We start from the raw sequence: 23,813 nt of genomic DNA on the forward strand, positions 1-23,813 counted from the left end.
GACACTGAATAACCCCTTTTAGGCGCTCTAGACTACAACCTCCTGTGATAGGTGAGGAGAGAAAAATGAAAGCTGTCGTTCTGAAAGCGTGGGGCGAACCCCTGGTTTATTCGGATGTGCCCGAACCGGTTTGCGGTTCAGGTGAGGTCCTTGTCGAGGTTGTCGCTGCCCCAGTGCTGAGTTACACCAATGAGGTATTTTCCGGCCAGCGCCATTATTTACTGGATCTGCCCGCCATACCGGGCTGCGGTGCCGTGGGAAAAGTGCTGGAAACCGGCCCGGACGCGACCCAACTGAAAAAAGGGATGTGGGTTTTTTGCGATCCTACCGTCAGATCGCGCGACAGTGCGTTAATGCCTGACATCGTTCTGCAGGGCTGGAGTGCACGCGGTGGAGGCGGCCTGGCACTGCAGCAATATCATCGTAACGGATCCTTTGCCGAAAAAATCCGCATTCCCACCGAGAATGCCTTACCGCTGGGCGAGATGGCCCTAGATGATGCCAGGGCCTGGTGCGTGGTTAATACACTGCTTATCGCCTATGGCGGATTGCAGGCTGGTCGGTTTGAGCCGGGGGAAACCTTGCTGGTGAGCGGCGCAACTGGCAATTTTGGCAGTAGTGCCGTGGCTATTGCGTTGGCCATGGGTGCAGGCAAGGTCATTGCGACGGGGCGCAATACGGCGATACTGCAGGATCTGGTTGCGCGCTTTGGTCCACGGGTTATTCCGGTGCGCCTGACAGGGGATGAGCAGACGGATCTCGCAGCCTGTCAGGCGGCGGGCGGCTTTATCGATATGGTGCTGGATTTTCTTCCGCCCGCCGCGCCAGCCTCTGCGGTGCGTACGGCGGTCATGAGCGTTCGGCCTTACGGACGGGCGGTGTTAATGGGCGGCGTCGGGATGTTGGGCGGAGAACCGCTGTCTCTGCCTTATCCCTGGATCATGCGTAACCTGGTGACGATCAAAGGGCAGTGGATGTACGAACGTGCCGACAGCCATAAATTAATTCAGTTGATTCAGCAGGGGCAGCTCGATCTTCACCACTGGACGATAACGCCGTTTGCGCTCAACGACGTGGCGCGTGCCGTAGAACATGCGGCACAGCATGCTGGCCCGTTTCAACAAACTGTGGTGGTACCGCCCGTTCAGCGCCTGACGTGATTTTTCCCATGACCAGGCTGACAGAGGCTGGGTGCGCACTATCCAGATCAGACAACCGCCCACACGTTAACAATGTGGGCGGTTTAACAACCTGAACCGGTTTCCTGAATGTTATCTAAACCGGCTGTGGCTGGCGCATCTTTTCCCCGCGCCGCCGCAGGACTTCCATGACGATCAGTAACAGGAGCGAAGCCGCAATCATAATTGTGGCGGCGGCCGCGATAGTGGGATCGAGGTTTTCACGAATACCGGCAAACATCTGAATCGGCAGCGTCCGCTGCGTTGGGCTGGCAAGAAACAGCGTCACGACAACTTCATCAAATGAGGTGGCAAACGCGAACAGTGCCCCGGAAAAAACGCCCGGTGCAATCAGCGGCAGGGTGACTTTTCGAAACGCCAGCAGCGGAGAGGCACCGAGGCTGGCAGCGGCCCGCGTCAGATTGGTGTCGTAGCTTTTCAGTACGGCGACCACCGTGATCACCACAAAAGGAACGCCCAACAGGGCATGGGCTAACACCAGGCCGAGGTAGCTGTTCAGCAGTGACAGTTTGGCAAAGAAGAAAAACATGCCAACGGCGATGATCACGACGGGCGCCACCATGGGAGAGATAATGATTGCCATCACCAGACCTTTGCCGCGAAACTCGCCGCGCACCAGGCCCATGGCGGCCAGCACGCCCAGTACGCTAGCCAGTAGCGTGGCTAGCGGCGCAACCAGCAGGCTGTTCATTAACGCACCTATCCACTCCTTCGAGTGAAAAAAGGCCTCGTACCAGCGCAGCGAAAAACCACTCAGCGGATAGCTCAGAAATGAGCTTTCGTTAAACGACAGCGGCACAATGACCAGAACAGGCACAATCAAAAACAGCAGTGCCGCTGCGCCGTAAAAATTAAACAGGTAACGCCAGACCCGCAGCAACGTCGAACCTTGTTGTTTCATCATTTGCTCCTTAACGTACTGCCGCCTCGGATGACGTCCGGGTGACACGTGAATACACCACATACAGCAACGTCACGATAATCAGCAACTGGCTCCCCAGGGCGGCGGCCATGCCCCAGTTCATGGTGCTGTTGGTAAAAAAGGCGACAAAGTAGCTGACCATTTGATCGTCCGGCCCGCCCAACAGCGCTGGCGTAACGTAATAGCCAATCGCCATCATGAACACCAGCAGCGCGCCTGCGGTAATCCCGGCATAGGTCTGCGGGACATAGACGCGCCAGAAGGCCACAAAGGGATGGGCACCCAGCGACACGGCCGCCCGGACATAGCTGGGAGAAATCCCTTTCATGACGGCATACAAGGGCAGCACTATGAAGGGCAGCAGGATATGTGTCATGGAGATGTACACGCCGACCCGGTTGAACACCAGCGTGAGCGGACTGTCGATGAGCCCTGTCGCCATCAGCGTCCGGTTAATTAATCCTCCTGACTGCAGCAGGACAATCCAGCTGGCGGTACGCACGATCAATGAGGTCCAGAAGGGCAACAGCACCATAATCATTAGCAGGTTGGCGCGGTTGGACGGCTGCTTCGCCAGCCAGTAGGCCAGCGGATAGCCCAGGCCCACGCACAGCAAGGTGACCACGGTCGCCATCCACAGCGTACGTAGCAGAACGTTCACATAAAGCGCCTGATCGGGGGACTGCGCGACGATGTCGCCGGTCTTTGCATCAACCTTGTGGTCAAACACTGACAGCAGGTAATAACTGGTATAGGGTTTGGCTACGCGCTTGAGGGTTTGCCAGGTAGACAGCTCGCCCCACAGGGGCTGCTTATCAATGAGGGTGGCTTTGACGTTAACCCCATCCTCGGGGGCCTGGCGGGGCACGGCCAGGATCAGGCGACGAAACGCATTGTCTTCATAACTCAATCGCTTCGCAATGCCAGAGATCTGGCCCTGCTCGCGCGCCGCGCTGACTTCCTTCGCCAGCGTGGCAAACAGGCTTTCATCCGGCAGCGCCTTGCCGTTCCATTTAGCCAGGGCCTGGCTGGTTTGCGGAAGTGCGTCGTGAAGCTCAGGGTTATTGACGCTCATACTGAGAATAGAGCCGATGGGGAACAAAAAGCACACCACGACGAAAATCAGTAACGGAGCAACTAAAAACAGGGAGCGTTGTGTTTTTAACCAACCTGCCCGGTTAAATTGCTGGCGCAGACTGAACGCGCCTTCCGTACGTCTGACGGGCGCTGAATTCATCACGGGGTTTTGACTCATGCCGATCTCCTGAAAGGGGGCTGCCGGAGCGGGTCCGGCAGCGGGTTATTTCGCGGCCCAGGCGTTAAAACGCTGTTCCAGCTCTTCGCCATGTTCCAGCCAGAATGTGGCGTTAACCTGAACGGCTTTGGCCATGTTTTCCGGTGCCGTTGGCAACTGAGCCAGACGATCGGCCGTCAGCAGTTTGCCTGCCTTGATATTGGCGGGGCCATAAGGAATATTTTCGGCATACACTTTTTGGTTCTCGGGCTGCAGCGAGAAGGCGATAAATTTCTCTGCCAGCGCTTTGTGCTTTGAGCCTTTCACAATCGCCCAGTTATCGAAGTCGTACAGGTTGCCGTCCCAGACGATTTTGAAATTATGACCTTCTGCCTGAGCGGTGCCGATGCGGCCGTTATAGGCCGATGCCAGCGTCACGTCGCCTGAAACCAGCCACTGCAGGGGCTGCGCGCCCGATTCCCACCACTGAATATTCGGCTTTAGCTCATCCAGTTTCCTGAAGGCACGATCGACGCCCGCCGGGGTTGCCAGCACCTTGTAAACGTCTTCGCGCTTCACGCCGTCCGCCATCAGCGCGATTTCCAGCGTGTATTTCGCGCTCTTACGCAGGGCGCGTTTGCCGGGGAATTTTTTCACATCCCAAAAATCTGCCCAACTGGTGGGGGCGGTTTTGAGCTTGTTGCCATCGTAGGTCAGTACGGTAGACCAGACGAAGAAGCCCGCACCACATTCGCTCACGCTCCCCTTGGCAAAGTCGGCTTTGTTGCCTAACTTGCTCCAGTCCAGGGTTTCAAACAGCCCTTCTTCACAGCCCCGCTCCAGTTCCGGGGTTTCCAGTTCTACAACATCCCAGCCGACCTGTTGGGTTTCAACCATTGCGCGGATGCGTGCCATTTCGCCGTTATATTCACCGGCTTCAATGCTGTCCTTCCCCGAGGCCATGAAAGGCTTATAAAACGCTTTATCCTGTGCGTCCTTGTTGGTGCCCCCAAAGGACACCACCGTAAGATTTTCGGCCTGTGCCTGGATGGCCACCGCTGCCAGAACCAGTGCCGCTATGTTTTTCATCATCCCCGAACTCCTGAATTATTATGTTCAGGCAGATTCCTCTGCCCGGTGTTTGCTTTGCAATCATGATGCCAGGGGCTGACCCGCAGCGGAACGTGCGGCGCGTCAGCCCGCGAAACCTAATACTTACCCAGGATACGGTTCAGCAGATTCAGTGCCGTGCGGAACTGCGCGTCCGGAATGGTGAGAGGGTAGAGGAAACGAATAACGTTGCCGTGTACGCCGCAGGTGAGCAGCAGCAACCCTTCGTCCAGCGCCTCTTGCTGAATAGCTTTGGCGATGTCTGCGCTGGGTTGGCCTTCGCTGTTAGTGAATTCAGCCGCGATCATAGAACCGCGACCGCGCACCTCTGCCAGCGCACTACAGCCTGCGCCCTGCAGCGTTTCCGTCAGTTGCCCGCCTAACAGCAGGGCGCGCTCGCACAGGTTTTCATCGCGAATGACCTCCAGCACGGCCAGCGCAGCGGCAATGGCCGGTGGGCTTCCTGCATAGGTGCCACCCAGGCCGCCGGGCAGGGGCGCATCCATTACGTCAGCCCGCCCTGAAACCGCCGATAGCGGCATACCGCCCGCCAGGCTTTTTGCCATGGTGATCAGGTCTGGCTGCACGTCAGGATAGTATTCACTGGCAAACAGCTTGCCGGTGCGGGCAAAACCACTTTGGATTTCATCGGCGATCAGCAGAATGCCATGTTGATCGCACAGCGTGCGCAGGGCGGTCACAAACGCTGGCGGCGCGACATTGAAGCCGCCTTCACCCTGAATGGGTTCATAGATAATGGCCGCAACCTGTTGCGGGCTGATATCGCAGCGGAAAATGGTTTGTAAACTCTCCAGCGCATCATCGACGCTACAGCCATGCAGTGCATTCGGGTAGCGGGCGTGAAATACTGAGCTGGCAAAGGGGCCGAAACCGGTTTTGTAGGGGACCACTTTGCCCGTCAGCGACATCGTCATGTTGGTGCGGCCGTGAAAGGCCCCCGTAAAGGCGATGACGCCGGGACGGCCGGTTGCCGCGCGGGCAATTTTGACCGCGTTCTCAACGGCTTCTGCGCCGGTGGAGAAAAAGGTGGTCTTGGCGGGGCTGCTTACCGGCACCAGCGCATTCAGTTTTTCCGCCAGGGCAATATAATTTTCGTAAGGCACAACCTGAAACGCGGTGTGGGTAAAATGATCGAGCTGTTCTTTGATGGCGGCGATCACTTTGGGATGACGATGTCCGGTATTCAGCACGGCAATGCCTGCGCTGAAATCGATAATTTCACGGCCCTGGTGATCCCATAACGTAGCGTTTTCTGCTTTCATCGCATAGAAATCGCACATCACGCCCACGCCGCGCGGCGTAGCATTGAGACGACGGACCTGCACTTCACTGTTACTCATAACGCGACCTCATGGTGTTTGTTGCCATATTGTTACAGTGGAATCTGCCTCCTTGCTTTTTAGCGTTTTCAGGGTTTTATAATCCAGAGCCAGTTTTTTTTATTTTGAGGTACCAATTTTGCGAAGCTTACTCGGTGACCTGCTTGCACAACGTCTGGCCTCGCTTTCCGGCGGTACGCTGAATAAGCGATTGTATGATGTCTTGCAGGCAGCGATTCAGGACGGATCCATTGCCACCGCGACGCGACTGCCCGCCAGCCGCGACCTTGCTCGCGAACTTTCTGTCTCACGTAATACCGTGCTGGCAGTCTATGAACAGCTTCAGTCTGAGGGCTATGTACAAACCCGCACCGGAAGCGGCACCTTCGTCAGTACCGTGCTGCCGGAACAGGTGCCGGGTGAGCCGCTGATCAGGCCCGTCACGCCGCCGATGAAACCCGTCAGACTGTCGCGACGGGGTTCACGCCTGCTGGCGAGCAGCGGTGCCGGGAGCCATCAGTGGGGGGCATTTATGCCCGGTGTGCCGGACGTCAGCCATATGCCGCACGACATCTGGCGCAAAATTCAGCTCCGCCTGAGCCGACGGCTGCCGGTTGAAAACCTGAGCTATGCCAGCCACGGCGGCTGTGTTGAGTTACAACAGGCGCTGGCGGATTACCTGCGGGTGATCCGTTCGGTGAACTGCACCCCCGAACAGGTACTGATCACCGCCGGAACCCATCAGTCGCTGGATCTGCTGGCGAAAATGCTTTGCGATCCGGGAGACAGGGCCATCGTCGAAGAGCCGGGATACTGGGGGATCCGCAATGTGCTGGCGGTGAACGGCGTCACGCTGATCCCCACGCAGGTTGACGATCAGGGGCTGGTTTTGCCGCCCGAGCAGCCAGACAGCCCGGTGCCTCGCCTGATCTGTGTGACGCCTTCTCACCAGTATCCTCTCGGGGCGGTCATGAGCCTGCAGCGGCGCCATGAATTACTGGAGCGCGCAAAAAGCAGCGGCAGTTGGGTGGTGGAAGATGACTACGATGGCGAGTTCCGCTTTACCGGAAGTCCCATTCCTGCGCTACAGGGCCTGGCGGCGGATGCCCCAGTGATTTATCTGGGCACCTTCAGTAAAACCTTGTATCCCGGCATCCGGCTCAGCTACATGGTGGTGCCTAAATCCCTGGCGGCACGGATGAAAATGGCGCACTCCGAGCTGTATCGCGGCGGCTACGGGTTAGTACAACTCACGCTGGCGGAGTTTATTCGGGAAGGGCACTATGCGGCCCACGTACGACGCATGCGGCAGATTTACAGCCGCCGCCGTGCTGCGCTGGTGGAGGTGATTAGCACATCGCTGGGCGCCGACTGGATAGTGCATCACAGCAATGCGGGGTTGCATCTGGTTCTCAGGCTGCCGGACAGCATTGACGATGTGGCCTTTAGCGCAGAGCTGGAACAGTGCGGTGTATTAACACGTCCCCTGTCGTCCTATTATCTTCGGGGCACGCCGCAGCGCGGATTGCTGCTGGGTTATGCCTGTGTTGACGAAGCCGCCATTCCCGCCGCGTTCGCGCCTATCCTGACCCGGTTGCAACATCACCTGCAGGTGGCGTCTGTCTCGCCCTGATGCACCATCAGTGCGCATCCCTGGTATTGCCTGATTCTGTGATAACTGTCACGTTAATTTAATGTTAAATTTAAAAAGGCAATAAAATACAATGGCCTGCAAAGTAAATTTGTAAGCCATTTCTTTTTAGATTGTCAAATTCTGCTTGTGCAAATCAAATGCGTTGTGGTAGTGCTAAAAAAAGGCCCGACAGGATTCGCACGTCAAAAGGATGATGCATGAATCGTGCCGAAACCCTTTTTCATCCTGTTTACGAGATTACGCCATGAGAAATTTTGTCAGTTTTCGGAATATCAAAAAGAGCTACGACGGCGACAAGCTGGTGGTGCGCAACCTCAATCTGGATGTGGCAGAAGGCGAGTTTTTGACCCTGTTAGGGCCGTCAGGCTCCGGGAAAACGACCAGCCTCATGATGCTGGCAGGATTTGAAACGCCCACCGATGGCGAGATACTGCTTCGTGATAAACCTTTGCACACGTTGCCGCCGCATCAGCGTGATATCGGTATGGTATTCCAGAACTACGCGCTTTTTCCCCACATGACGGTGGCCGAAAATCTGGCGTTTCCTTTGTCGATTCGTCGTTTGAGCAAGGCCGATATTGCCCAGCGAGTTAAGCGGGTGCTGGATATGATTAAACTCACTTCGCTGGCAGACCGTTATCCCGCACAGATGTCTGGCGGCCAGCAGCAGCGGGTGGCCCTGGCGCGGGCGCTGGTATTTGAACCTAAACTGATCCTGATGGACGAGCCGCTGGGGGCGCTGGATAAACAGCTGCGTGAACACATGCAGATGGAAATTAAGCAGCTGCATAACATGCTCGGGCTGACCATTGTTTACGTGACTCACGATCAGAGCGAAGCTATGACCATGTCTGACCGGGTGGCGGTCTTTAACGACGGCATGATTCAGCAAATGGACAGCCCGAATAAGCTTTATGAACAGCCCGACAACGCCTTCGTGGCGCAGTTTATTGGCGAGAATAACAGCCTGCTGGCAACCCAGTCAGGGCAGCAGGGTGATTACTATCAGGTGACGCTGGATAACGGTATCCAGCTGGATGCGCTGAAGGTGCGGCCCAGTTCTCCGGGCAAGAAAATACAGCTCAGTATCCGCCCTGAACGCATCAACGTAAATGCAGCCAAACCGGGCGATCAGTCGGTCCAGGCCCAAATCCAGCAGTTTATCTATCTGGGTGACCACGTGAGAATGCTGACGGAAGTTGCTGGTCAGGGAAACTTTATGGTGAAAATGGCCTCATCGGAGGTCTCACCCGGCTGGACGGCGGGCAGTGAAGTGACCTTGTCCTGGCAACCTCAGCACCTGCGCGCGCTCGACGTTACGCTGCAATAGGCATAAAAAAAGAGCATGCAGTCTGCATGCTCTTGTTCAACGGGAAGGGATTAACCTTCAGCCTGCTGCGACTGAATCGCCGTCAGGGCAATGGTGTAGACGATATCGTCTACCAGTGCGCCGCGTGACAGGTCGTTGACCGGCTTACGCATGCCCTGCAGCATTGGCCCGATTGAAATCAGGTCAGCGGAACGCTGCACCGCTTTGTAGGTGGTGTTACCGGTGTTGAGATCCGGGAAAATAAAGACCGTTGCGCGTCCGGCAACCTGCGAGTTGGGCGCCTTGGATTTTGCCACGTCTTCCATAATCGCCGCGTCGTACTGCAACGGCCCATCAATCACCAGATCCGGGCGTTTTTCCTGCGCAAGACGCGTGGCTTCACGCACTTTCTCCACGTCGCTACCGGCACCTGAATTACCGGTTGAGTAGGAAATCATGGCGACGCGTGGATCGATGCCGAAGGCTTTCGCTGAATCGGCAGACTGAATGGCAATTTCTGCCAGCTGTTCAGCCGTTGGATCGGGGTTGATCGCGCAGTCGCCGTAGACCAGCACCTGCTCTGGCAGCAGCATAAAGAACACGGATGACACCAGTGAGCTGTTGGGCGCGGTTTTGATCAGCTGTAACGGCGGACGAATGGTGTTGGCCGTTGTATGTACCGCGCCCGAGACCAACCCGTCAACTTCCCCGCTTTCCAGCATCATGGTGCCCAGCACCACGTTATCTTCCAGCTGTTCCTGCGCAACCACCTCGGTCATTCCTTTGCTTTTGCGCAGCTCGACCAGACGCGGAACATAGTTCTGACGCACCACTTCAGGATCGACTATCTCAATGCCTTTACCCAGCTCAACGCCCTGGGCTGCCGCAACGCGCTGGATTTCATCCGGATTGCCCAGCAGGACACAGGTCGCAATGCCGCGGTCGGCACAGATTGCTGCGGCTTTAACGGTACGGGGTTCATCCCCTTCCGGCAGAACAATGCGCTTGCCAGCCTTGCGAGCCAGTTCGGTTAACTGATAGCGGAAAGCCGGCGGCGACAGGCGGCGACTGCGCTCAGACGTGGCGGTCAGCGACTCGATCCAGTCCGCGTTAATGTAACTTGCGACGTATTCCTGGACTTTTTCAATGCGCTGCGTGTCATCAACCGGTACTTCGAGGTTAAAGCTTTGCAGGCTGAGCGAGGTCTGCCAGGTATTGGTTTTGACCATGAAGACCGGCAGGCCAGTCTGGAAGGCGCGATCGCACAGTTTGGCGATGCGCTCGTCAATTTCATAGTTACCGGTTAAAAGAATGGCACCGATCTCAATACCGTTCATCGCGGCCAGACAGGCGGCAACCAGCACGTCAGGGCGGTCAGCCGAGGTGACCAGCAGCGAGCCCGGGCGGAAATGCTCAAGCATATGCGGGATGCTGCGTGCGCAGAAGGTCACTGATTTGACACGGCGGGTCTGAATTTCACCTTCGTTAATAATCCGGGCGTTCAGGTGGCGGCACATATCAATGGCGCGGGTCGCAATCAGGTCGAAGCTCCACGGCACACAACCCAAAATGGGCAAGGGACTGTTGGCAAACAGCTGGTCAGGATTGATATTCGCGATGCTGGCCTTCGATGAGTCATCGAAAATTTCAGACAGGTCAGGGCGCGTACGGCCCTGCTCATCAACGGGCGCGTTCAGCTTGTTGATGATCACACCGGTGATGCTTTTATTCTTCGAACCGCCAAAGCTGCTTTGTGTCAGTTCAATACGCTCTTTGAGCTGTGCGGGAGAATCGTTACCCAGCGCGGTCACGAAGACGATTTCAGCGTTTAACGTTTTGGCGATTTCATAGTTCAGCGCGCTGGCAAACTGGTGCTTACGCTTAGGCACCAGGCCTTCAACCAGAACCACTTCAGCATCCTGCGCATTGGCGTGGTAGCGGGCAATAATTTCTTCCATCAGCACGTCTTGCTGATTAGAGCCCAGCAGCGATTCCACACGGGACATCGGCAGCGGCTCTGCGGCCGGGATGCCTGAACTCTTGCGCACAATGCTGGTGGTCTGGTCAGGTGCATTGCCGCCCGCACGCGGTTGTGCAATGGGTTTGAAAACGCTCAGTCGAACGCCTTTACGTTCCATGGCGCGAATAACGCCAAGGCTAACGCTGGTCAGACCGACGCTGGTGCCGGTCGGAATGAGCATAATTGTACGTGACACGATTGAACCTCTCAGATTTCACTGGGTGTCAAAACAACGCCGTCAGCCGGAGCTGACGACGAAAGGAGATCAGGCGGTAAGGCGAGCGGCATCTCGGGCAATCACTAACTCTTCGTTAGTGGGGATCACCACTGCCGGGCGAGTGCCTTCTTTGTTGATAAAACCTGACTTGCCAAAGCGAGCCGCCAGGTTGCGCTCGTGGTCAATGTCAAAGCCCAGCAGCGCCAGCTTGTCCAGGGTCAGCTCACGCACCATCGCCGCATTCTCACCGATACCGCCGGTGAAGACCACGCCATCGAGACGACCGTCCATCAGCGCGGTATAGCTGCCAATGTATTTGGCCAGACGGTGGCAGAAGACATTCATTGCGCGTTTAGCATCGTCTTTGGTGGCGTAGTTGTCTTCAACATAACGGCAGTCGCTGGTGACTTCGGTCAGCCCTAACAGCCCCGACTCTTTGGTCAGCATCTTGTTAATGGCATCGACGCTCATGCCCAGAGTGTCGTGCAGGAAGAAGATAATGGCCGGATCGATATCGCCGCTGCGGGTGCCCATGACCAGGCCTTCCAGCGGGGTCAGGCCCATAGACGTATCCACACACTCACCGTTACGGATAGCAGAAACAGACCCGCCGTTACCGAGATGACAGGTAATGATGTTCAGCGTTTCTAGCGGCTTATTCAGCATTTTTGCCGCTTCGTGGGTGACATAGTAGTGGCTGGTACCGTGTGCACCGTAGCGGCGCACGCCGTGCTCTTTATACAGGGCATACGGCAGCGCATAAAGGTAGGACTCTTCCGGCATTGTCTGATGGAAAGCCGTGTCAAAAACCGCCACATTCTTGTCAGATAAGTGCGGGAAGTTTTTCATGGCTTCATCAATGCCAATCAGGCCCGCTGGGTTATGCAGTGGTGCAAAAGATGATGCATCTTTGATACCCTGCACAACAGACTGAGAAATGACCACTGACTGCGTAAGTTTTTCGCCGCCGTGAACAATACGGTGACCTATTGCAGCGATTTGTGCTGAAAGCTCTGGTTTTTGTGCCAGAATTGTTTTAACAATGAAATTCAGCGCTTCGCTGTGGGCTGCGCCAGCACCTAAAGGTGCTTCCTGCTTCTGACCATCAAGTTTCCATTTGATCCGTGCTTCGGGCAGGTGGAAGCATTCAGCCAGACCCGAGAGGAATTCTTCACCGCTGGTGGGATTAAGGATGGCAAACTTGAGAGAAGAGCTGCCGCAATTCAGAACCAGTACTAACTTACTCGACATGGAAGTACCTATTTGTTAAAAGTGGCTAAAAATAACGCAATCAGACTTACAGCGTAGCCCATCGACGCAGCCAGATTAATGACAGAAGTCATACCCAGGTCAAAATAGTGCGTTTTATGCAAAAAAAATTGAGTCTTTACGCATAAATTTGAAATTTCGCTTAAAACGGGCCTTGTCGTCTCTGTTACAAGGGAAGTTGCGGCAGTGACGCTGTTAAAACGGCGTCAGAATAGCCGGAGTCACCTTTAAAGACAAAAATATTTGAAGGATGTTACGTAAAGTTGTGTGGTTATAATTATTTTTCAAAAAATACAGTATTAGTTGAGGCGAGCCATGGCGAATGAATCTTACACCGGCTGGTTCCGGATGTTTCAACGCGGACAGCATTATATGAAGACCTGGCCCAACGATAAACGCCTGGCACCGGTCTTTCCTGAGAACCGTGTATCGACGGCTACGCGCTTTGCGATTCGCTTTATGCCGCCGCTGGCGGTCTTTACGCTCACATGGCAGATAGCGATGGGTGGGCAATTGGGCCCGGCAGTGGCAACGGCTCTCTTTGCCTGTAGTTTGCCTATGCAGGGATTATGGTGGCTGGGTAAGCGATCCGTCACCCCATTGCCGCCCACGCTGCTGCGCTGGTTCCATGAAGTGCGCACGAAGCTGGAAGCCGCAGGTCAGGCGATCGCACCGGTTGAAGGCAAACCAACTTACCAGGCACTGGCCGATCTGCTTAAGCGCGCCTTTAAACAGTTGGACCGCACCTTTCTGGACGATCTTTAATCCGCACCGTGCAGAAATTATTGCACTCAAACCTGCGGTTAAATCAATGAAAAGCGATGTGGCTACGCCCGCATCGCTTCCCCTGTGTAATTATCTTTCCATCGTATAAAACCTGAACAGCCCGCGGGCTGGAGGACAAGATGATGGAAATGACCCACGCGCAACGTTTGATCCTGACTAACCAGTACAAAATCATGGCAATGCTGGAACCGGAGAGCGCCGAACGTTTTCGTCGCTACCAGACTATCATTGAGCGTGGCTATGGCCTGCAAATGCGGGAGCTGGACAAAGAGTTTGGCAAGCTTCCCGAAGAGACCTGCCGGACGCTTATCGACATTATGGAAATGCACCACGCGCTGCAGGTCTCCTGGGCTAATCTCAAGACCCAAGGCGATATCGACCCACGACGTCTGGCATTTCTGGGGTTTGATGCCGCCACGGAATCCCGCTATCTCGGTTATGTGCGGTTTATGGTGAACATCGAAGGGCGCTATACCCATTTTGATGCGGGAACGCATGGCTTTAATGCGCAAACGCCGATGTGGGAAAAGTATCAACGTATGCTGGCTTTGTGGCAGACTTGTCCTCGCCAATACCATTTAAGCGTAAACGAGATTGCGCAAATCATTAACGCCTGATGAGGAGTGACGCGTGGAGTACAGTGGTTTTTTATTTGATTTAGATGGCACCTTAGTGGATTCGCTACCCGCGGTTGAACGCGCCTGGAGCAACTGGGGTGCACGTCATGGCATTGCGGCTGATGAGATTCTGGACTTCATTCACGGAAAGCAGGCGATTACTTCACTGCGCCACTTTATGGCGGGCCAGTCAGAAGCCGCAATCCAGGCCGAGTTTCTGGCGCTGGAAAAAACGGAAGCAGAAGACACGGACGGCGTGCGGGCGCTGCCAGGCGCAAAAGCGTTGCTCACGCAGCTGAATGCGTTGCAAATCCCCTGGGCGATTGTCACCTCCGGCTCCGTGCCGGTGGCGCATGCGCGTCACAAAGCAGCAGGTTTACCTCAGCCTGCCGTGTTTATTACGGCCGAACAGGTGGCGAAGGGCAAGCCAGAACCCGATCCTTACTTACTGGGCGCAGAAAGGTTAAAGCTGTCGCCAGCCGACTGCGTAGTGGTAGAAGATGCGCCGGCCGGCGTGATCGCCGGGTTAGCTGCGGGCTGTGCCGTGATCGCCGCGAATGCGCCTGATGATACGCCACGCATTGACGAAGTGGCGCTGCGCCTGACTTCACTGGAATCGCTGGTGGTCACCAAACGATCGACGGGCAAGTTTGCGTTTCACCATCAAGGCTAGGTAAAAGGGCGGCGTGAAGCCGCCATTGTCAGAGCGGCGTGTCCTGCGAGATTTCGTCCAGAGACAGGCTAAAGCTGGGAATGAATACCTCCACGAAATAGCTCATTTCGGGCGAACGACGCTGATTCAGGGTTTTTTCCAGCCGCGCTTTTGCTAACAAAAACTCATTATTGCCGGCCGACAGCTCTTCCAGGCATTTTACGTAGGCACAGATCGCATCGGCTTGTTTCACGACGGCTTTTTCTTCCTCACTGTGCAGATGCTCATCAATCAGCGGACGGTAAACATCCTGCAACTCGTCCGGCAGCATCTCAATCAACTTCTGCTGCGCGATTTTCTCAATCTTTTTGTATTCGTGGGCGATCTGCGCGTTGTAGTACTTCACCGGCGTGGGTAAGTCTCCGGTCAGCACTTCACTGGCGTCGTGATACAGCGCCATCATGGCGATGCGCTCGGCATTAAGGTTGCCGTTAAACTTCTTATTTTTAATGATGGCCAGCGCGTGGGCAACCATCGCGACCTGCAAACTGTGTTCAGAGACGTTCTCTGTGCGCACGTTGCGCATCAGCGGCCAGCGGTTGATGAGTTTGAGACGGGAAAGGTGGGCGAAGAAATGGCTCTGAGTCATGGTAATTCCTGTTTGCGACAGGGGAGAGGCGTGCTCTCCCCGAAATCACATCAGTATAGGCGCATCCGGACTACTGGCGGTAGCCTTGCAGAAAACGGCCAAACTTATTGATCGCCATTTCCAGATCGTCGACGCGCGGCAGCGTCACGATGCGCAGATGATCGGGCCACGGCCAGTTAAACGCCGTTCCCTGAACCAGTAGCACTTTCTCCTGTAGCAGGAAATCCAGCACCATTTTCTGATCGTCGTGGATATTGAATTTTTTGGCATCAATACGCGGGAACATATAAAGCGCGCCCTGCGGCTTCACACAACTCACGCCTGGAATATCGTTGATCAGTTCCCATGCGCGCTGACGCTGTTCATAGAGCCGCCCGCCAGGCACAATAAATTCACTAATGCTCTGATAGCCGCCCAACGCAGTCTGAATGGCATGCTGCGCGGGGACGTTGGCACACAGACGCATGGAGGCCAGCATCTCCAGCCCTTCGATATAACCTTTAGCATGCTTTTTGGGGCCGTTTAGCACCATCCAGCCCTGGCGGAAACCCGCTACGCGATAGGTTTTAGACAGGCCGTTAAAGGTTACGGTCAGCAAGTCCGGCGCCAGTGCAGCAATAGAGTGATGCTGTGCGTCGTCGTACAGAATTTTATCGTAGATCTCGTCAGCGAAAATAATCAGGTTATGCTGGCGGGCAATCTCAACGACTTCCATCAACAGTGCTTTGCTGTAAACCGCACCGGTTGGATTATTGGGATTGATAATCACGATGCCGCGCGTGCGTGGCGTAATTTTACTGCGGATATCATCCAGATCCGGGAACCAGCCTGCGGACTCATCACACAGGTAGTGCACGGCTTTGCCGCTTGATAGCGACACGGCCGCGGTCCATAGCGGGTAGTCAGGTGCCGGCACCAGCATTTCATCACCGCTGTTCAGCAGCGCCTGCATGGCCTGGACGATGAGTTCAGAAACACCGTTGCCGATATAGATGTCTTCCACCGTGACGTCGCGCATGTCACGCGCCTGGTAGTGCTGCATGATGGCTTTACGAGCAGAATACAATCCTTTGGAGTCACAGTATCCCTGTGCGCTGGGAAGGTTACGGATGACATCAACCAGAATCTCGTCCGGCGCTTCGAAGCCAAAGGGGGCCGGATTGCCGATGTTCAACTTAAGAACTTTATTACCTTCTTCTTCAAGGCGTTTAGCCTCTTTTAAAACCGGTCCACGAATGTCGTAACAGACATTGTCCAGTTTGCCGGATTTATCAATTTGAAAAGTCATTGTGGCCGCCTTAATGTGCAGAATCCTTGTGCCTGCCGCTGAAAACAAACCTGCACAATGTACTCTCCTCAGGCCGACAAAAGAAGGGCAGGGCGCGGTTTTGGCGTGTTCAGCATCTTTGTCTCCAGCCAGACGATGGAATGCGTATTGGTTATCAAGCAGGCCGGTTGTAACGTTTGTTTTTTTGAGTTTTATTAGTTTATTATGCTGCGATTAAAAATTGAGCGCTGGGTAATGTCTGCTTTTATTTTGCCGATAATGAACCTGAAGGCCGTAAAACAATCTGAGAATCTGTGATGCGTCATGAGTGAAATAGTTTAATTATGCTTTATTGATGCATAAAATTTGCACGCAAAAAGCGGCCTCAACTCAGAGTAACCTGAAAAAAAACGATGGTGCATAATGTTAACTATCTTATATCAAAGGTTTTTTATAAGATTTTCAGGGCCGGGAGAGACAACCGGGAGCATCATCAATGCATGTTTCATCGCTGAAAAGTCGTATTTCCTGTTTTCAGGCAGGTTACGTCCGCTCAGGACATTCTCGAAGGGATGTAAGATGCTATTTGATCAAAATATGCAATGCTTTTCACAAAAACATTTCCATTTTGCGGTCAAAAATGATTAAGTATAATTTACTATTTGATGAGATTAAACGCTGCGTACCGTTAGCGTATTACAGACCCGTTTACCCCTGCCTGAGGGCACTTTGGGGGTAGGAAAAGACAACTACACAGCTTCCCGCATTTTTGCATCCAGTGCCTTCGGTACAGAAGTTGTCTCTGTCTTCAGGACCCGGTTTCCCTGTTTTGCAGGGAAGTACCGTCTTCCTCCGTAAGTAAATTTTATGTCGGCCCTTTGCCGGGACGCCATGAAGCATCATTACCGCTTATCGCTTTGATAAGCTTGTAATAACACCAGGATAGTAGTTCTTAAAAATCTAATAAGTGAAGAAAAAACATGACTAATGCAAATCGTCCGATACTCAATCTCGATCTCGATCTGCTCCGGACTTTTGTTGCTGTAGCTGACCTGAATACCTTTGCAGCCGCGGCTGCTGCGGTGTGCAGAACGCAATCGGCAGTGAGTCAGCAGATGCAACGTCTGGAACAACTGGTCGGTAAAGAGTTGTTTGCCAGACATGGCCGCAACAAGTTGTTAACTGAACACGGCATTCAGCTTCTGGGCTATGCCAGGAAAATCCTGCGTTTTAACGATGAAGCCTGTACTTCACTGATGTACAGCAACATCCAGGGTGTACTGACGATTGGCGCTTCTGACGATACCTCAGATACCATTCTGCCGTTCCTGTTAAACCGCGTGACCTCTGTCTATCCAAAACTGGCGATTGATGTTCGCGTGAAACGCAATCCGTTCATGATGGAAATGCTGAATCAGGGCGAAGTTGACTTAGTCGTCACGACGTCAAGCCCGGGTAACTTTACCCATCAGGTTCTGCGTACCTCTCCGACCCTGTGGTATTGCGCGGCGGATTATGTGTTCCAGCGTGGAGAAGCTATTCCACTGGTACTGCTTGATGAACCCAGTCCGTATCGTGATATGGCGATTGATCATCTCAACGAAGCCGGTATCCCGTGGCGTATATCTTACGTTGCATCAACCCTGGCGGCCGTTCGTGCGGCAGTCAAAGCAGGATTGGGTGTAACGGCGCGTCCGGTAGAAATGATGAGCCCGGAACTGCGCGTGATGGGCGCAGCAGAAGGCTTGCCGGTTTTACCGGATACACAGTATCTGCTGTGCCGTAATGCCGACAGCGACAACGAGCTGGCGCTGGCCATCTTTAATGCTATGCAGTCCACGCACGATCCGTACAACATGGTGGCCAACGCTGACGGCACGCTGTTGCTGGATGACGAAGAGTAACATTTTCACGCTGTCGCAAAAAAAACGTCATTCACCGGTAAGATAATGGCTGTAAACAGGCCTCTTGTTCTGTAAAAAGAACAGGAGGCTTTTTTTTGACCTTTTTCCTGCGAAATAAAAACCCGCACGGAGACGCTGAGTTTATCGCCTGCCCGCAAGCATTTCAGGGCGATGTAAATGGCGGGCGAGAGGCAAAATGTAAAATATTTGATTCGAATCAGTCTGATAACTGCTGAAATTTAACACAAAAAAGATAATTCTGTGTTCTGGATCAACAAAATAGCCATTCCCAAGGGAAGGAAAACCCCCGAAATCCTGTCAAAATATGAGGGTTAATTGCACGATCCATGCGCGCAAATACCCGCTACACTAAAATTACCCTTACAGACTGAAGCGATTTAGCTGGAAACACGCGCATCATATGTTAATAATATGATGCAGGTGTAAAATAAAGTTTGGATACTTTTGTCAAAGTTGACAAAAGGTTATAGAAAGGAGTAAAAAACCCCATAAAATTGCTGCTTATTGCAGAGTAACAGCAAAATTTGTAAGGTTTTTATCCTTCCCTTTGAATCGATGTGGTGAGTTTGCTGCCAGAACCCGAGCAGGATGCCCGCGCCACTTTTGATGAGTAAGCAATGAGTATGTCAACTACCACCGAAATCATCGCTCAGCATTGGGCATTCGTCGTATTTATCGTCATCGCTTTTGGCCTCTGTGCGTTCATGTTAACCGGAGGCTGGCTGCTTGGCGGCAGAGCGCGTGCCCGTTACAAAGACACACCTTTTGAGTCCGGCATTGAATCCGTCGGTGACACTCACCTCCGCTTATCAGCAAAATTCTACCTGGTAGCGATGTTCTTCGTTATCTTCGACGTAGAAGCTCTCTTTTTATACGCATGGGCGACCTCTATCCGTGAAAGCGGCTGGGTCGGCTTTGTGGAAGCCGCAATTTTCATTTTGGTGCTCCTGGCGGGCCTGGTTTATCTGGTGCGCATTGGCGCGTTGGACTGGACGCCTGCACGCCGGCGAATCGTGGTTAAAACGCCTACGGTAAGTCACACCAATCCTCATAAGCAGTAAAAGAGAGGCAATAAGATGGACTATACGCTCACCCGCATAGACCCAAACGGTGGTGAGAACGACCGTTACCCTCTGCAAAAGCAGGAAATCGTCAGCGATCCGCTGGAGCAGCACGTTCATCGCAGCGTCTACATGGGCAAGCTCGAACACGCCCTGCACGACATGGTGAACTGGGGACGTAAAAACTCCCTGTGGCCTTACAACTTTGGTCTTTCATGCTGCTACGTTGAGATGACCACCTCCTTCACCGCCGTGCACGATGTCGCGCGTTTCGGTGCAGAGGTTATGCGTGCATCGCCACGTCAGGCCGACTTCATGGTCATTGCCGGTACGCCGTTTACCAAAATGGCCCCGGTGATTCAGCGTTTGTACGATCAGATGCTGGAGCCGAAATGGGTGATTTCCATGGGTGCCTGTGCCAACTCAGGCGGCATGTACGATATCTATTCTGTCGTGCAGGGCGTTGATAAGTTTCTGCCGGTTGACGTGTATATCCCGGGTTGCCCGCCGCGCCCTGAAGCTTACATGCAGGCACTGCTGCTGCTGCAGGAATCCATTGGCAAAGAGCGCCGTCCCCTTTCGTGGGTGGTCGGAGACCAGGGCGTTTACCGTGCCAATATGCAGTCTGAGCGTGAACGTAAGCGTGGCGAACGTATTGCAGTAACCAACCTGCGTACACCAGACGAAGTTTAAGTTAACCGTATGGATGGAATCAGTGCCTGCAGCAGACAACACCACAAATTAATGCATGGCACCATCCTGACGCCTTCATTTGAGCGCCTGTTATCAGGCCGGAATGGTGAGTAACGTATGACAGATTTGACCACGCAAGATCTCGCTCAGCCGCTATGGCAAACCCGGGATCACCTGGATGACCCGGTGATCGGCGAGCTGCGTAATCGTTTTGGGCCGGATGCCTTTACCGTTCAGGCGACCCGCACCGGTATTCCGGTTGTTTGGGTAAAGCGTGAACAGCTGCTGGAAATCATTACATTCCTGCGAAAACTTCCTAAGCCGTACGTCATGCTGTATGACCTGCATGGCATGGACGAACGCTTACGTACCCACCGCGCCGGTTTACCTGCCGCGGATTTTTCCGTTTTCTACCACCTGCTCTCGATTGAACGCAATCGCGACATCATGCTCAAGGTGGCTTTATCTGAAAACGATATGCATGTGCCGACCATCACCAATATTTTCGCCAATGCCAACTGGTATGAGCGCGAAACCTGGGAGATGTTTGGTATCACCTTTGATGGTCACCCGCATCTGACGCGCATTATGATGCCGCAGACCTGGGAAGGGCATCCGCTGCGCAAGGACTATCCTGCGCGTGCGACCGAATTCGATCCTTTCACGCTGACGAAGCAGAAAGAAGATCTGGAAATGGAAGCGCTGACGTTCAAGCCGGAAGACTGGGGCATGAAACGCAGCACCGCCAACGAAGATTTCATGTTCCTCAACCTCGGTCCAAACCACCCGTCAGCGCACGGTGCTTTCCGCATCATTTTGCAGCTGGATGGGGAAGAGATCGTCGATTGCGTCCCGGATATTGGTTATCACCACCGTGGCGCAGAGAAAATGGGCGAACGTCAGTCCTGGCACAGCTACATTCCTTACACCGACCGTATTGAGTACCTTGGTGGCTGCGTTAACGAAATGCCTTACGTACTGGCCGTTGAGAAACTGGCTGGTATCGTGGTGCCTGACCGCGTGAATGTTATTCGCGTCATGCTCTCTGAGCTGTTCCGCATCAACAGTCACCTGCTGTACATCTCGACCTTTATTCAGGACGTTGGTGCAATGACGCCGGTGTTCTTTGCCTTTACCGACCGTCAGAAAATTTATGATGTGGTTGAGGCGATTACCGGTTTCCGCATGCACCCGGCCTGGTTCCGTATTGGCGGTGTGGCACACGACCTGCCGAAAGGCTGGGAGCGCCTGCTGCGTGACTTCCTGGACTGGATGCCGAAGCGCCTGAAAGAGTATGACAAAGCGGCGCTGCGCAACACCGTTCTGATGGGCCGTTCGCAAGGTGTGGCAGCCTACAATATGGAAGAAGCGCTCGCCTGGGGCACCACAGGTGCAGCCCTGCGCGCCACCGGTCTCGATTTTGACGTGCGTAAATGGCGTCCCTATTCAGGCTATGAAAACTTCGACTTCGAAGTGCCCGTGGGTGCCGGTATCAGCGATGCCTACACGCGCGTACAGCTGAAAATGGAAGAGATGTGGCAGTCGCTGCGTATTCTGGAACAGTGCCTGAACAACATGCCGGAAGGGCCGTTTAAAGCCGATCATCCGCTGACAACCCCGCCGCCAAAAGAGCGCACGCTGCAGCACATTGAAACCCTGATCACTCACTTCCTGCAGGTGTCATGGGGCCCGGTTATGCCGGCCAATGAATCCTTCCAGATGATTGAGGCGACCAAAGGGATTAACAGTTACTACCTGACCAGTGATGGCAGCACGATGAGTTATCGCACACGTGTGCGTACGCCGAGCTTCCCGCACCTGCAGCAGATTCCTTCGGTAATCCGTGGCAGCCTGGTATCCGATTTAATCGTGTACCTCGGTAGTATCGACTTTGTTATGTCAGACGTGGACCGCTAATTATGCACGATCAACACATTGCTATTAAAACGATCGACCCTAACGAGGTCTTCGTGCTGAGTGCGGAAGAGCACCATGCGATTGAGCACGAAAAACACCATTACGAAGATGCACGCGCCGCGTCAATTGAAGCGCTGAAAATCGTACAGAAACAACGTGGCTGGGTACCAGACGGCGCGATTCATGCGATTGCCGACGTTCTGGGCATTCCCGCCAGTGACGTAGAAGGTGTGGCAACGTTCTACAGCCAGATTTTCCGCCAGCCGGTTGGCCGCCACGTGATCCGCTACTGCGACAGCGTGGTCTGTCACATTACCGGTTTTCAGGGCATTCAGGCTGCGCTGGAAGAAAACCTCAATATCAAGCCCGGCCAGACCACGACCGACGGCCGCTTTACGTTGCTGCCGACCTGTTGTCTGGGTAACTGCGATAAAGGCCCAACCATGATGGTGGATGAAGATACGCACGTTCATCTGACGCCGGAAGGCATCGCCTCTTTGCTGGAGCAGTATCAATGACAATTAAACAGATCATTCGTACTGCCGAAACCCATCCACTGACGTGGCGCATGCGCGACGATCAGCAGCCGGTATGGCTGGATGAGTACCGCAGCAAAAACGGCTACGCCGGTGCGGAAAAAGCACTGAAGGGCATGGCACCCGACGAGATCGTGGCGCTGGTGAAAGATTCCGGCCTGAAGGGACGCGGTGGTGCAGGCTTCTCTACCGGTTTGAAGTGGAGCCTGATGCCGAAAGACGAATCCATGAACATCCGTTACCTGCTGTGTAACGCCGATGAAATGGAGCCGGGCACCTATAAAGACCGCCTGTTGATGGAGCAGATGCCGCATCAGTTGGTTGAAGGCATGCTGATCAGTGCGTTTGCCCTGAAAGCCTACCGTGGCTACATCTTCCTGCGTGGCGAATACATTGAAGCGGCGGTGCATCTGCGCCGTGCCATCGCTGAAGCGACCGAAGCCGGGTTACTGGGTAAAAATATCCTGGGCTCAGGGTTCGATTTCGAACTCATCGTCCACACCGGCGCAGGCCGCTATATTTGCGGTGAAGAAACCGCACTGATTAACTCGCTGGAAGGACGCCGTGCTAACCCACGTTCTAAGCCGCCTTTCCCGGCGAGCGCGGGCGTTTGGGGTAAGCCGACCTGCGTGAACAACGTTGAAACGCTGTCAAACGTGCCGGCTATTTTGGCAAACGGCGTTGAGTGGTATCAGGGTCTGTCTAAGAGCGACGATGCGGGTACCAAGCTGATGGGCTTCTCGGGTCGGGTGAAAAACCCTGGCGTCTGGGAACTGCCGTTCGGTATCACGGCCCGTGAAATCCTGGAAGACTATGCCGGCGGCATGCGCGATGGTCTGCGCTTTAAAGCGTGGCAGCCGGGCGGGGCGGGAACGGACTTCCTGACGGAACAGCATCTGGATCTGCCGATGGAGTTCGCCAGCATCGGTAAAGCGGGCAGCCGTCTGGGTACGGCGCTGGCCATGGCCGTGGACCATGAAATCAATATGGTTTCACTGGTACGCAATCTCGAAGAGTTCTTTGCCCGTGAATCCTGCGGCTGGTGTACGCCATGCCGCGATGGTTTGCCGTGGAGCGTGAAGATCCTGCGCGCGCTGGAGCAGAAAAAAGGCCAGCCGGGGGATATCGAAACCCTGGAGCAGCTTTGCCGCCAGCTCGGCCCGGGCAAGACGTTCTGCGCCCACGCACCCGGTGCAGTCGAACCGCTGCAAAGCGCCATTAAATATTTCCGTGAAGAGTTTGAAGCCGGTATCGCGCCGCAGGTGTTGCAGGTGTTTGGTAATACCCGATCGATCGGTGGTATTCAGCCAAACCTGCTGAAAGCGCGCTGGTAATTCGCCGTTATCCACGGGAGCTGGCCCTGTGCCGCCGTTCCTGCTGCAGTGTGCAGGAACAAGAATTTGATTAACGCTCGTCTATGACGAGCCTTACGGAAG

At 54.3% G+C, this 23,813-nt stretch carries 20 protein-coding genes; 12 read left to right on the plus strand and 8 right to left on the minus strand.

The window, feature by feature from the left end:
* Positions 1-65: 65 nt before the first annotated feature.
* Positions 66-1,160, plus strand: a complete 1,095-nt coding sequence (locus P9J57_RS06815; RefSeq protein WP_105078782.1) for a quinone oxidoreductase family protein — start codon at positions 66-68, stop codon at positions 1,158-1,160.
* Positions 1,161-1,275: 115 nt separating this feature from the next.
* Here P9J57_RS06815 and P9J57_RS06820 read toward each other — a convergent pair whose 3' ends face one another.
* From P9J57_RS06820 to P9J57_RS06835, 4 genes are all read right to left on the minus strand, one after another.
* The gene (locus P9J57_RS06820) at positions 1,276-2,100 is read right to left on the minus strand and encodes an ABC transporter permease (RefSeq protein ID WP_014605373.1); all 825 of its coding nucleotides are present in this window, start codon (positions 2,098-2,100) and stop codon (positions 1,276-1,278) included.
* Positions 2,101-2,110: 10 nt separating this feature from the next.
* Positions 2,111-3,376, minus strand: a complete 1,266-nt coding sequence (locus P9J57_RS06825) for an ABC transporter permease (RefSeq protein ID WP_014605374.1) — start codon at positions 3,374-3,376, stop codon at positions 2,111-2,113.
* Between the two features lie 45 nt (positions 3,377-3,421).
* The gene (locus tag P9J57_RS06830; protein WP_483279434.1) at positions 3,422-4,447 is read right to left on the minus strand and encodes an ABC transporter substrate-binding protein; all 1,026 of its coding nucleotides are present in this window, start codon (positions 4,445-4,447) and stop codon (positions 3,422-3,424) included.
* 116 nt (positions 4,448-4,563) lie between these two features.
* On the minus strand, positions 4,564-5,826 hold the full coding sequence (locus P9J57_RS06835; protein ID WP_105080342.1) for a 4-aminobutyrate--2-oxoglutarate transaminase: 1,263 nt from the start codon (positions 5,824-5,826) through the stop codon (positions 4,564-4,566).
* A gap of 118 nt (positions 5,827-5,944) precedes the next feature.
* Here P9J57_RS06835 and pdxR point away from each other — a divergent pair, with 118 nt between their 5' ends.
* A complete protein-coding gene (gene pdxR / locus P9J57_RS06840) occupies positions 5,945-7,438 on the plus strand; it encodes a MocR-like pyridoxine biosynthesis transcription factor PdxR (RefSeq protein ID WP_029569024.1) in 1,494 nt (497 codons plus the stop codon).
* A gap of 265 nt (positions 7,439-7,703) precedes the next feature.
* The gene (locus P9J57_RS06845) at positions 7,704-8,789 is read left to right on the plus strand and encodes an ABC transporter ATP-binding protein (protein WP_105078779.1); all 1,086 of its coding nucleotides are present in this window, start codon (positions 7,704-7,706) and stop codon (positions 8,787-8,789) included.
* 50 nt (positions 8,790-8,839) lie between these two features.
* On the opposite strand, the gene pta is transcribed toward P9J57_RS06845, so the two are convergent.
* Both pta and ackA read right to left on the minus strand, forming a co-directional pair.
* Positions 8,840-10,969: a phosphate acetyltransferase gene (pta, locus tag P9J57_RS06850; protein ID WP_483279503.1), complete on the minus strand. Its 2,130-nt coding sequence runs from the start codon at positions 10,967-10,969 to the stop codon at positions 8,840-8,842.
* Between the two features lie 84 nt (positions 10,970-11,053).
* Complete coding sequence (gene ackA, locus P9J57_RS06855) at positions 11,054-12,256, minus strand: acetate kinase (protein WP_028715405.1); 1,203 nt, start codon at positions 12,254-12,256, stop codon at positions 11,054-11,056.
* Positions 12,257-12,589: 333 nt separating this feature from the next.
* Between ackA and yfbV the strand changes: the two genes are divergently transcribed.
* From yfbV to P9J57_RS06870, 3 genes are all read left to right on the plus strand, one after another.
* Complete coding sequence (yfbV, locus tag P9J57_RS06860) at positions 12,590-13,039, plus strand: terminus macrodomain insulation protein YfbV (RefSeq protein ID WP_105080341.1); 450 nt, start codon at positions 12,590-12,592, stop codon at positions 13,037-13,039.
* A 143-nt stretch (positions 13,040-13,182) separates the two neighbouring features.
* Complete coding sequence (locus tag P9J57_RS06865; protein ID WP_026021018.1) at positions 13,183-13,677, plus strand: YfbU family protein; 495 nt, start codon at positions 13,183-13,185, stop codon at positions 13,675-13,677.
* A gap of 13 nt (positions 13,678-13,690) precedes the next feature.
* Positions 13,691-14,350, plus strand: coding sequence for a sugar phosphatase (locus P9J57_RS06870; RefSeq protein WP_013026518.1), 660 nt, complete (start codon positions 13,691-13,693; stop codon positions 14,348-14,350).
* Between the two features lie 28 nt (positions 14,351-14,378).
* On the opposite strand, the gene yfbR is transcribed toward P9J57_RS06870, so the two are convergent.
* Both yfbR and P9J57_RS06880 read right to left on the minus strand, forming a co-directional pair.
* Positions 14,379-14,978, minus strand: a complete 600-nt coding sequence (gene yfbR / locus P9J57_RS06875; protein ID WP_013026517.1) for a 5'-deoxynucleotidase — start codon at positions 14,976-14,978, stop codon at positions 14,379-14,381.
* A 70-nt stretch (positions 14,979-15,048) separates the two neighbouring features.
* Entirely contained in the window at positions 15,049-16,266 is a 1,218-nt protein-coding gene (locus tag P9J57_RS06880) for a pyridoxal phosphate-dependent aminotransferase (protein WP_014594167.1), read from the minus strand.
* A gap of 959 nt (positions 16,267-17,225) precedes the next feature.
* Here P9J57_RS06880 and lrhA point away from each other — a divergent pair.
* The 6 genes from lrhA (at position 17,226) to nuoF (ending at position 23,711) form a co-directional block, all read left to right on the plus strand.
* Positions 17,226-18,149: a transcriptional regulator LrhA gene (lrhA, locus tag P9J57_RS06885; protein WP_013026515.1), complete on the plus strand. Its 924-nt coding sequence runs from the start codon at positions 17,226-17,228 to the stop codon at positions 18,147-18,149.
* Positions 18,150-18,787: 638 nt separating this feature from the next.
* On the plus strand, positions 18,788-19,231 hold the full coding sequence (locus tag P9J57_RS06890) for an NADH-quinone oxidoreductase subunit A (protein ID WP_013026514.1): 444 nt from the start codon (positions 18,788-18,790) through the stop codon (positions 19,229-19,231).
* Between the two features lie 15 nt (positions 19,232-19,246).
* Positions 19,247-19,924: a NuoB/complex I 20 kDa subunit family protein gene (locus tag P9J57_RS06895; RefSeq protein WP_006120026.1), complete on the plus strand. Its 678-nt coding sequence runs from the start codon at positions 19,247-19,249 to the stop codon at positions 19,922-19,924.
* A gap of 117 nt (positions 19,925-20,041) precedes the next feature.
* Positions 20,042-21,841 carry an NADH-quinone oxidoreductase subunit C/D gene (nuoC, locus tag P9J57_RS06900; RefSeq protein ID WP_013026513.1) on the plus strand — a complete coding sequence of 600 codons (1,800 nt, stop codon included), beginning with the start codon at positions 20,042-20,044 and terminating at the stop codon, positions 21,839-21,841.
* Positions 21,842-21,843: 2 nt separating this feature from the next.
* Positions 21,844-22,359: an NADH-quinone oxidoreductase subunit NuoE gene (nuoE, locus tag P9J57_RS06905; RefSeq protein WP_013026512.1), complete on the plus strand. Its 516-nt coding sequence runs from the start codon at positions 21,844-21,846 to the stop codon at positions 22,357-22,359.
* 2 nt (positions 22,360-22,361) lie between these two features.
* Entirely contained in the window at positions 22,362-23,711 is a 1,350-nt protein-coding gene (nuoF, locus tag P9J57_RS06910; protein WP_483279504.1) for an NADH-quinone oxidoreductase subunit NuoF, read from the plus strand.
* The last annotated feature ends 102 nt before the right edge of the window (positions 23,712-23,813 follow it).

Source organism: Pantoea sp. nfd-35 (genome assembly GCF_056892255.1).

What these genes read in the sequence shown, in the direction of transcription:
- P9J57_RS06895 (WP_006120026.1), top strand. Translation starts at nt 19,247, where the DNA reads ATGGACTATACGCTCACCCGCATAGACCCAAACGGTGGTGAGAACGAC.
- P9J57_RS06865 (WP_026021018.1), top strand. Translation starts at nt 13,183, where the DNA reads ATGGAAATGACCCACGCGCAACGTTTGATCCTGACTAACCAGTACAAA.
- nuoE (WP_013026512.1), top strand. Translation starts at nt 21,844, where the DNA reads ATGCACGATCAACACATTGCTATTAAAACGATCGACCCTAACGAGGTC.
- P9J57_RS06830 (WP_483279434.1), bottom strand. Translation starts at nt 4,447, where the DNA reads ATGATGAAAAACATAGCGGCACTGGTTCTGGCAGCGGTGGCCATCCAG.
- pta (WP_483279503.1), bottom strand. Translation starts at nt 10,969, where the DNA reads ATGCTCATTCCGACCGGCACCAGCGTCGGTCTGACCAGCGTTAGCCTT.
- nuoC (WP_013026513.1), top strand. Translation starts at nt 20,042, where the DNA reads ATGACAGATTTGACCACGCAAGATCTCGCTCAGCCGCTATGGCAAACC.
- lrhA (WP_013026515.1), top strand. Translation starts at nt 17,226, where the DNA reads ATGACTAATGCAAATCGTCCGATACTCAATCTCGATCTCGATCTGCTC.
- P9J57_RS06820 (WP_014605373.1), bottom strand. Translation starts at nt 2,100, where the DNA reads ATGAAACAACAAGGTTCGACGTTGCTGCGGGTCTGGCGTTACCTGTTT.
- ackA (WP_028715405.1), bottom strand. Translation starts at nt 12,256, where the DNA reads ATGTCGAGTAAGTTAGTACTGGTTCTGAATTGCGGCAGCTCTTCTCTC.
- yfbV (WP_105080341.1), top strand. Translation starts at nt 12,590, where the DNA reads ATGGCGAATGAATCTTACACCGGCTGGTTCCGGATGTTTCAACGCGGA.
- P9J57_RS06845 (WP_105078779.1), top strand. Translation starts at nt 7,704, where the DNA reads ATGAGAAATTTTGTCAGTTTTCGGAATATCAAAAAGAGCTACGACGGC.
- P9J57_RS06815 (WP_105078782.1), top strand. Translation starts at nt 66, where the DNA reads ATGAAAGCTGTCGTTCTGAAAGCGTGGGGCGAACCCCTGGTTTATTCG.
- P9J57_RS06825 (WP_014605374.1), bottom strand. Translation starts at nt 3,376, where the DNA reads ATGAGTCAAAACCCCGTGATGAATTCAGCGCCCGTCAGACGTACGGAA.
- P9J57_RS06880 (WP_014594167.1), bottom strand. Translation starts at nt 16,266, where the DNA reads ATGACTTTTCAAATTGATAAATCCGGCAAACTGGACAATGTCTGTTAC.
- P9J57_RS06890 (WP_013026514.1), top strand. Translation starts at nt 18,788, where the DNA reads ATGAGTATGTCAACTACCACCGAAATCATCGCTCAGCATTGGGCATTC.
- P9J57_RS06835 (WP_105080342.1), bottom strand. Translation starts at nt 5,826, where the DNA reads ATGAGTAACAGTGAAGTGCAGGTCCGTCGTCTCAATGCTACGCCGCGC.
- yfbR (WP_013026517.1), bottom strand. Translation starts at nt 14,978, where the DNA reads ATGACTCAGAGCCATTTCTTCGCCCACCTTTCCCGTCTCAAACTCATC.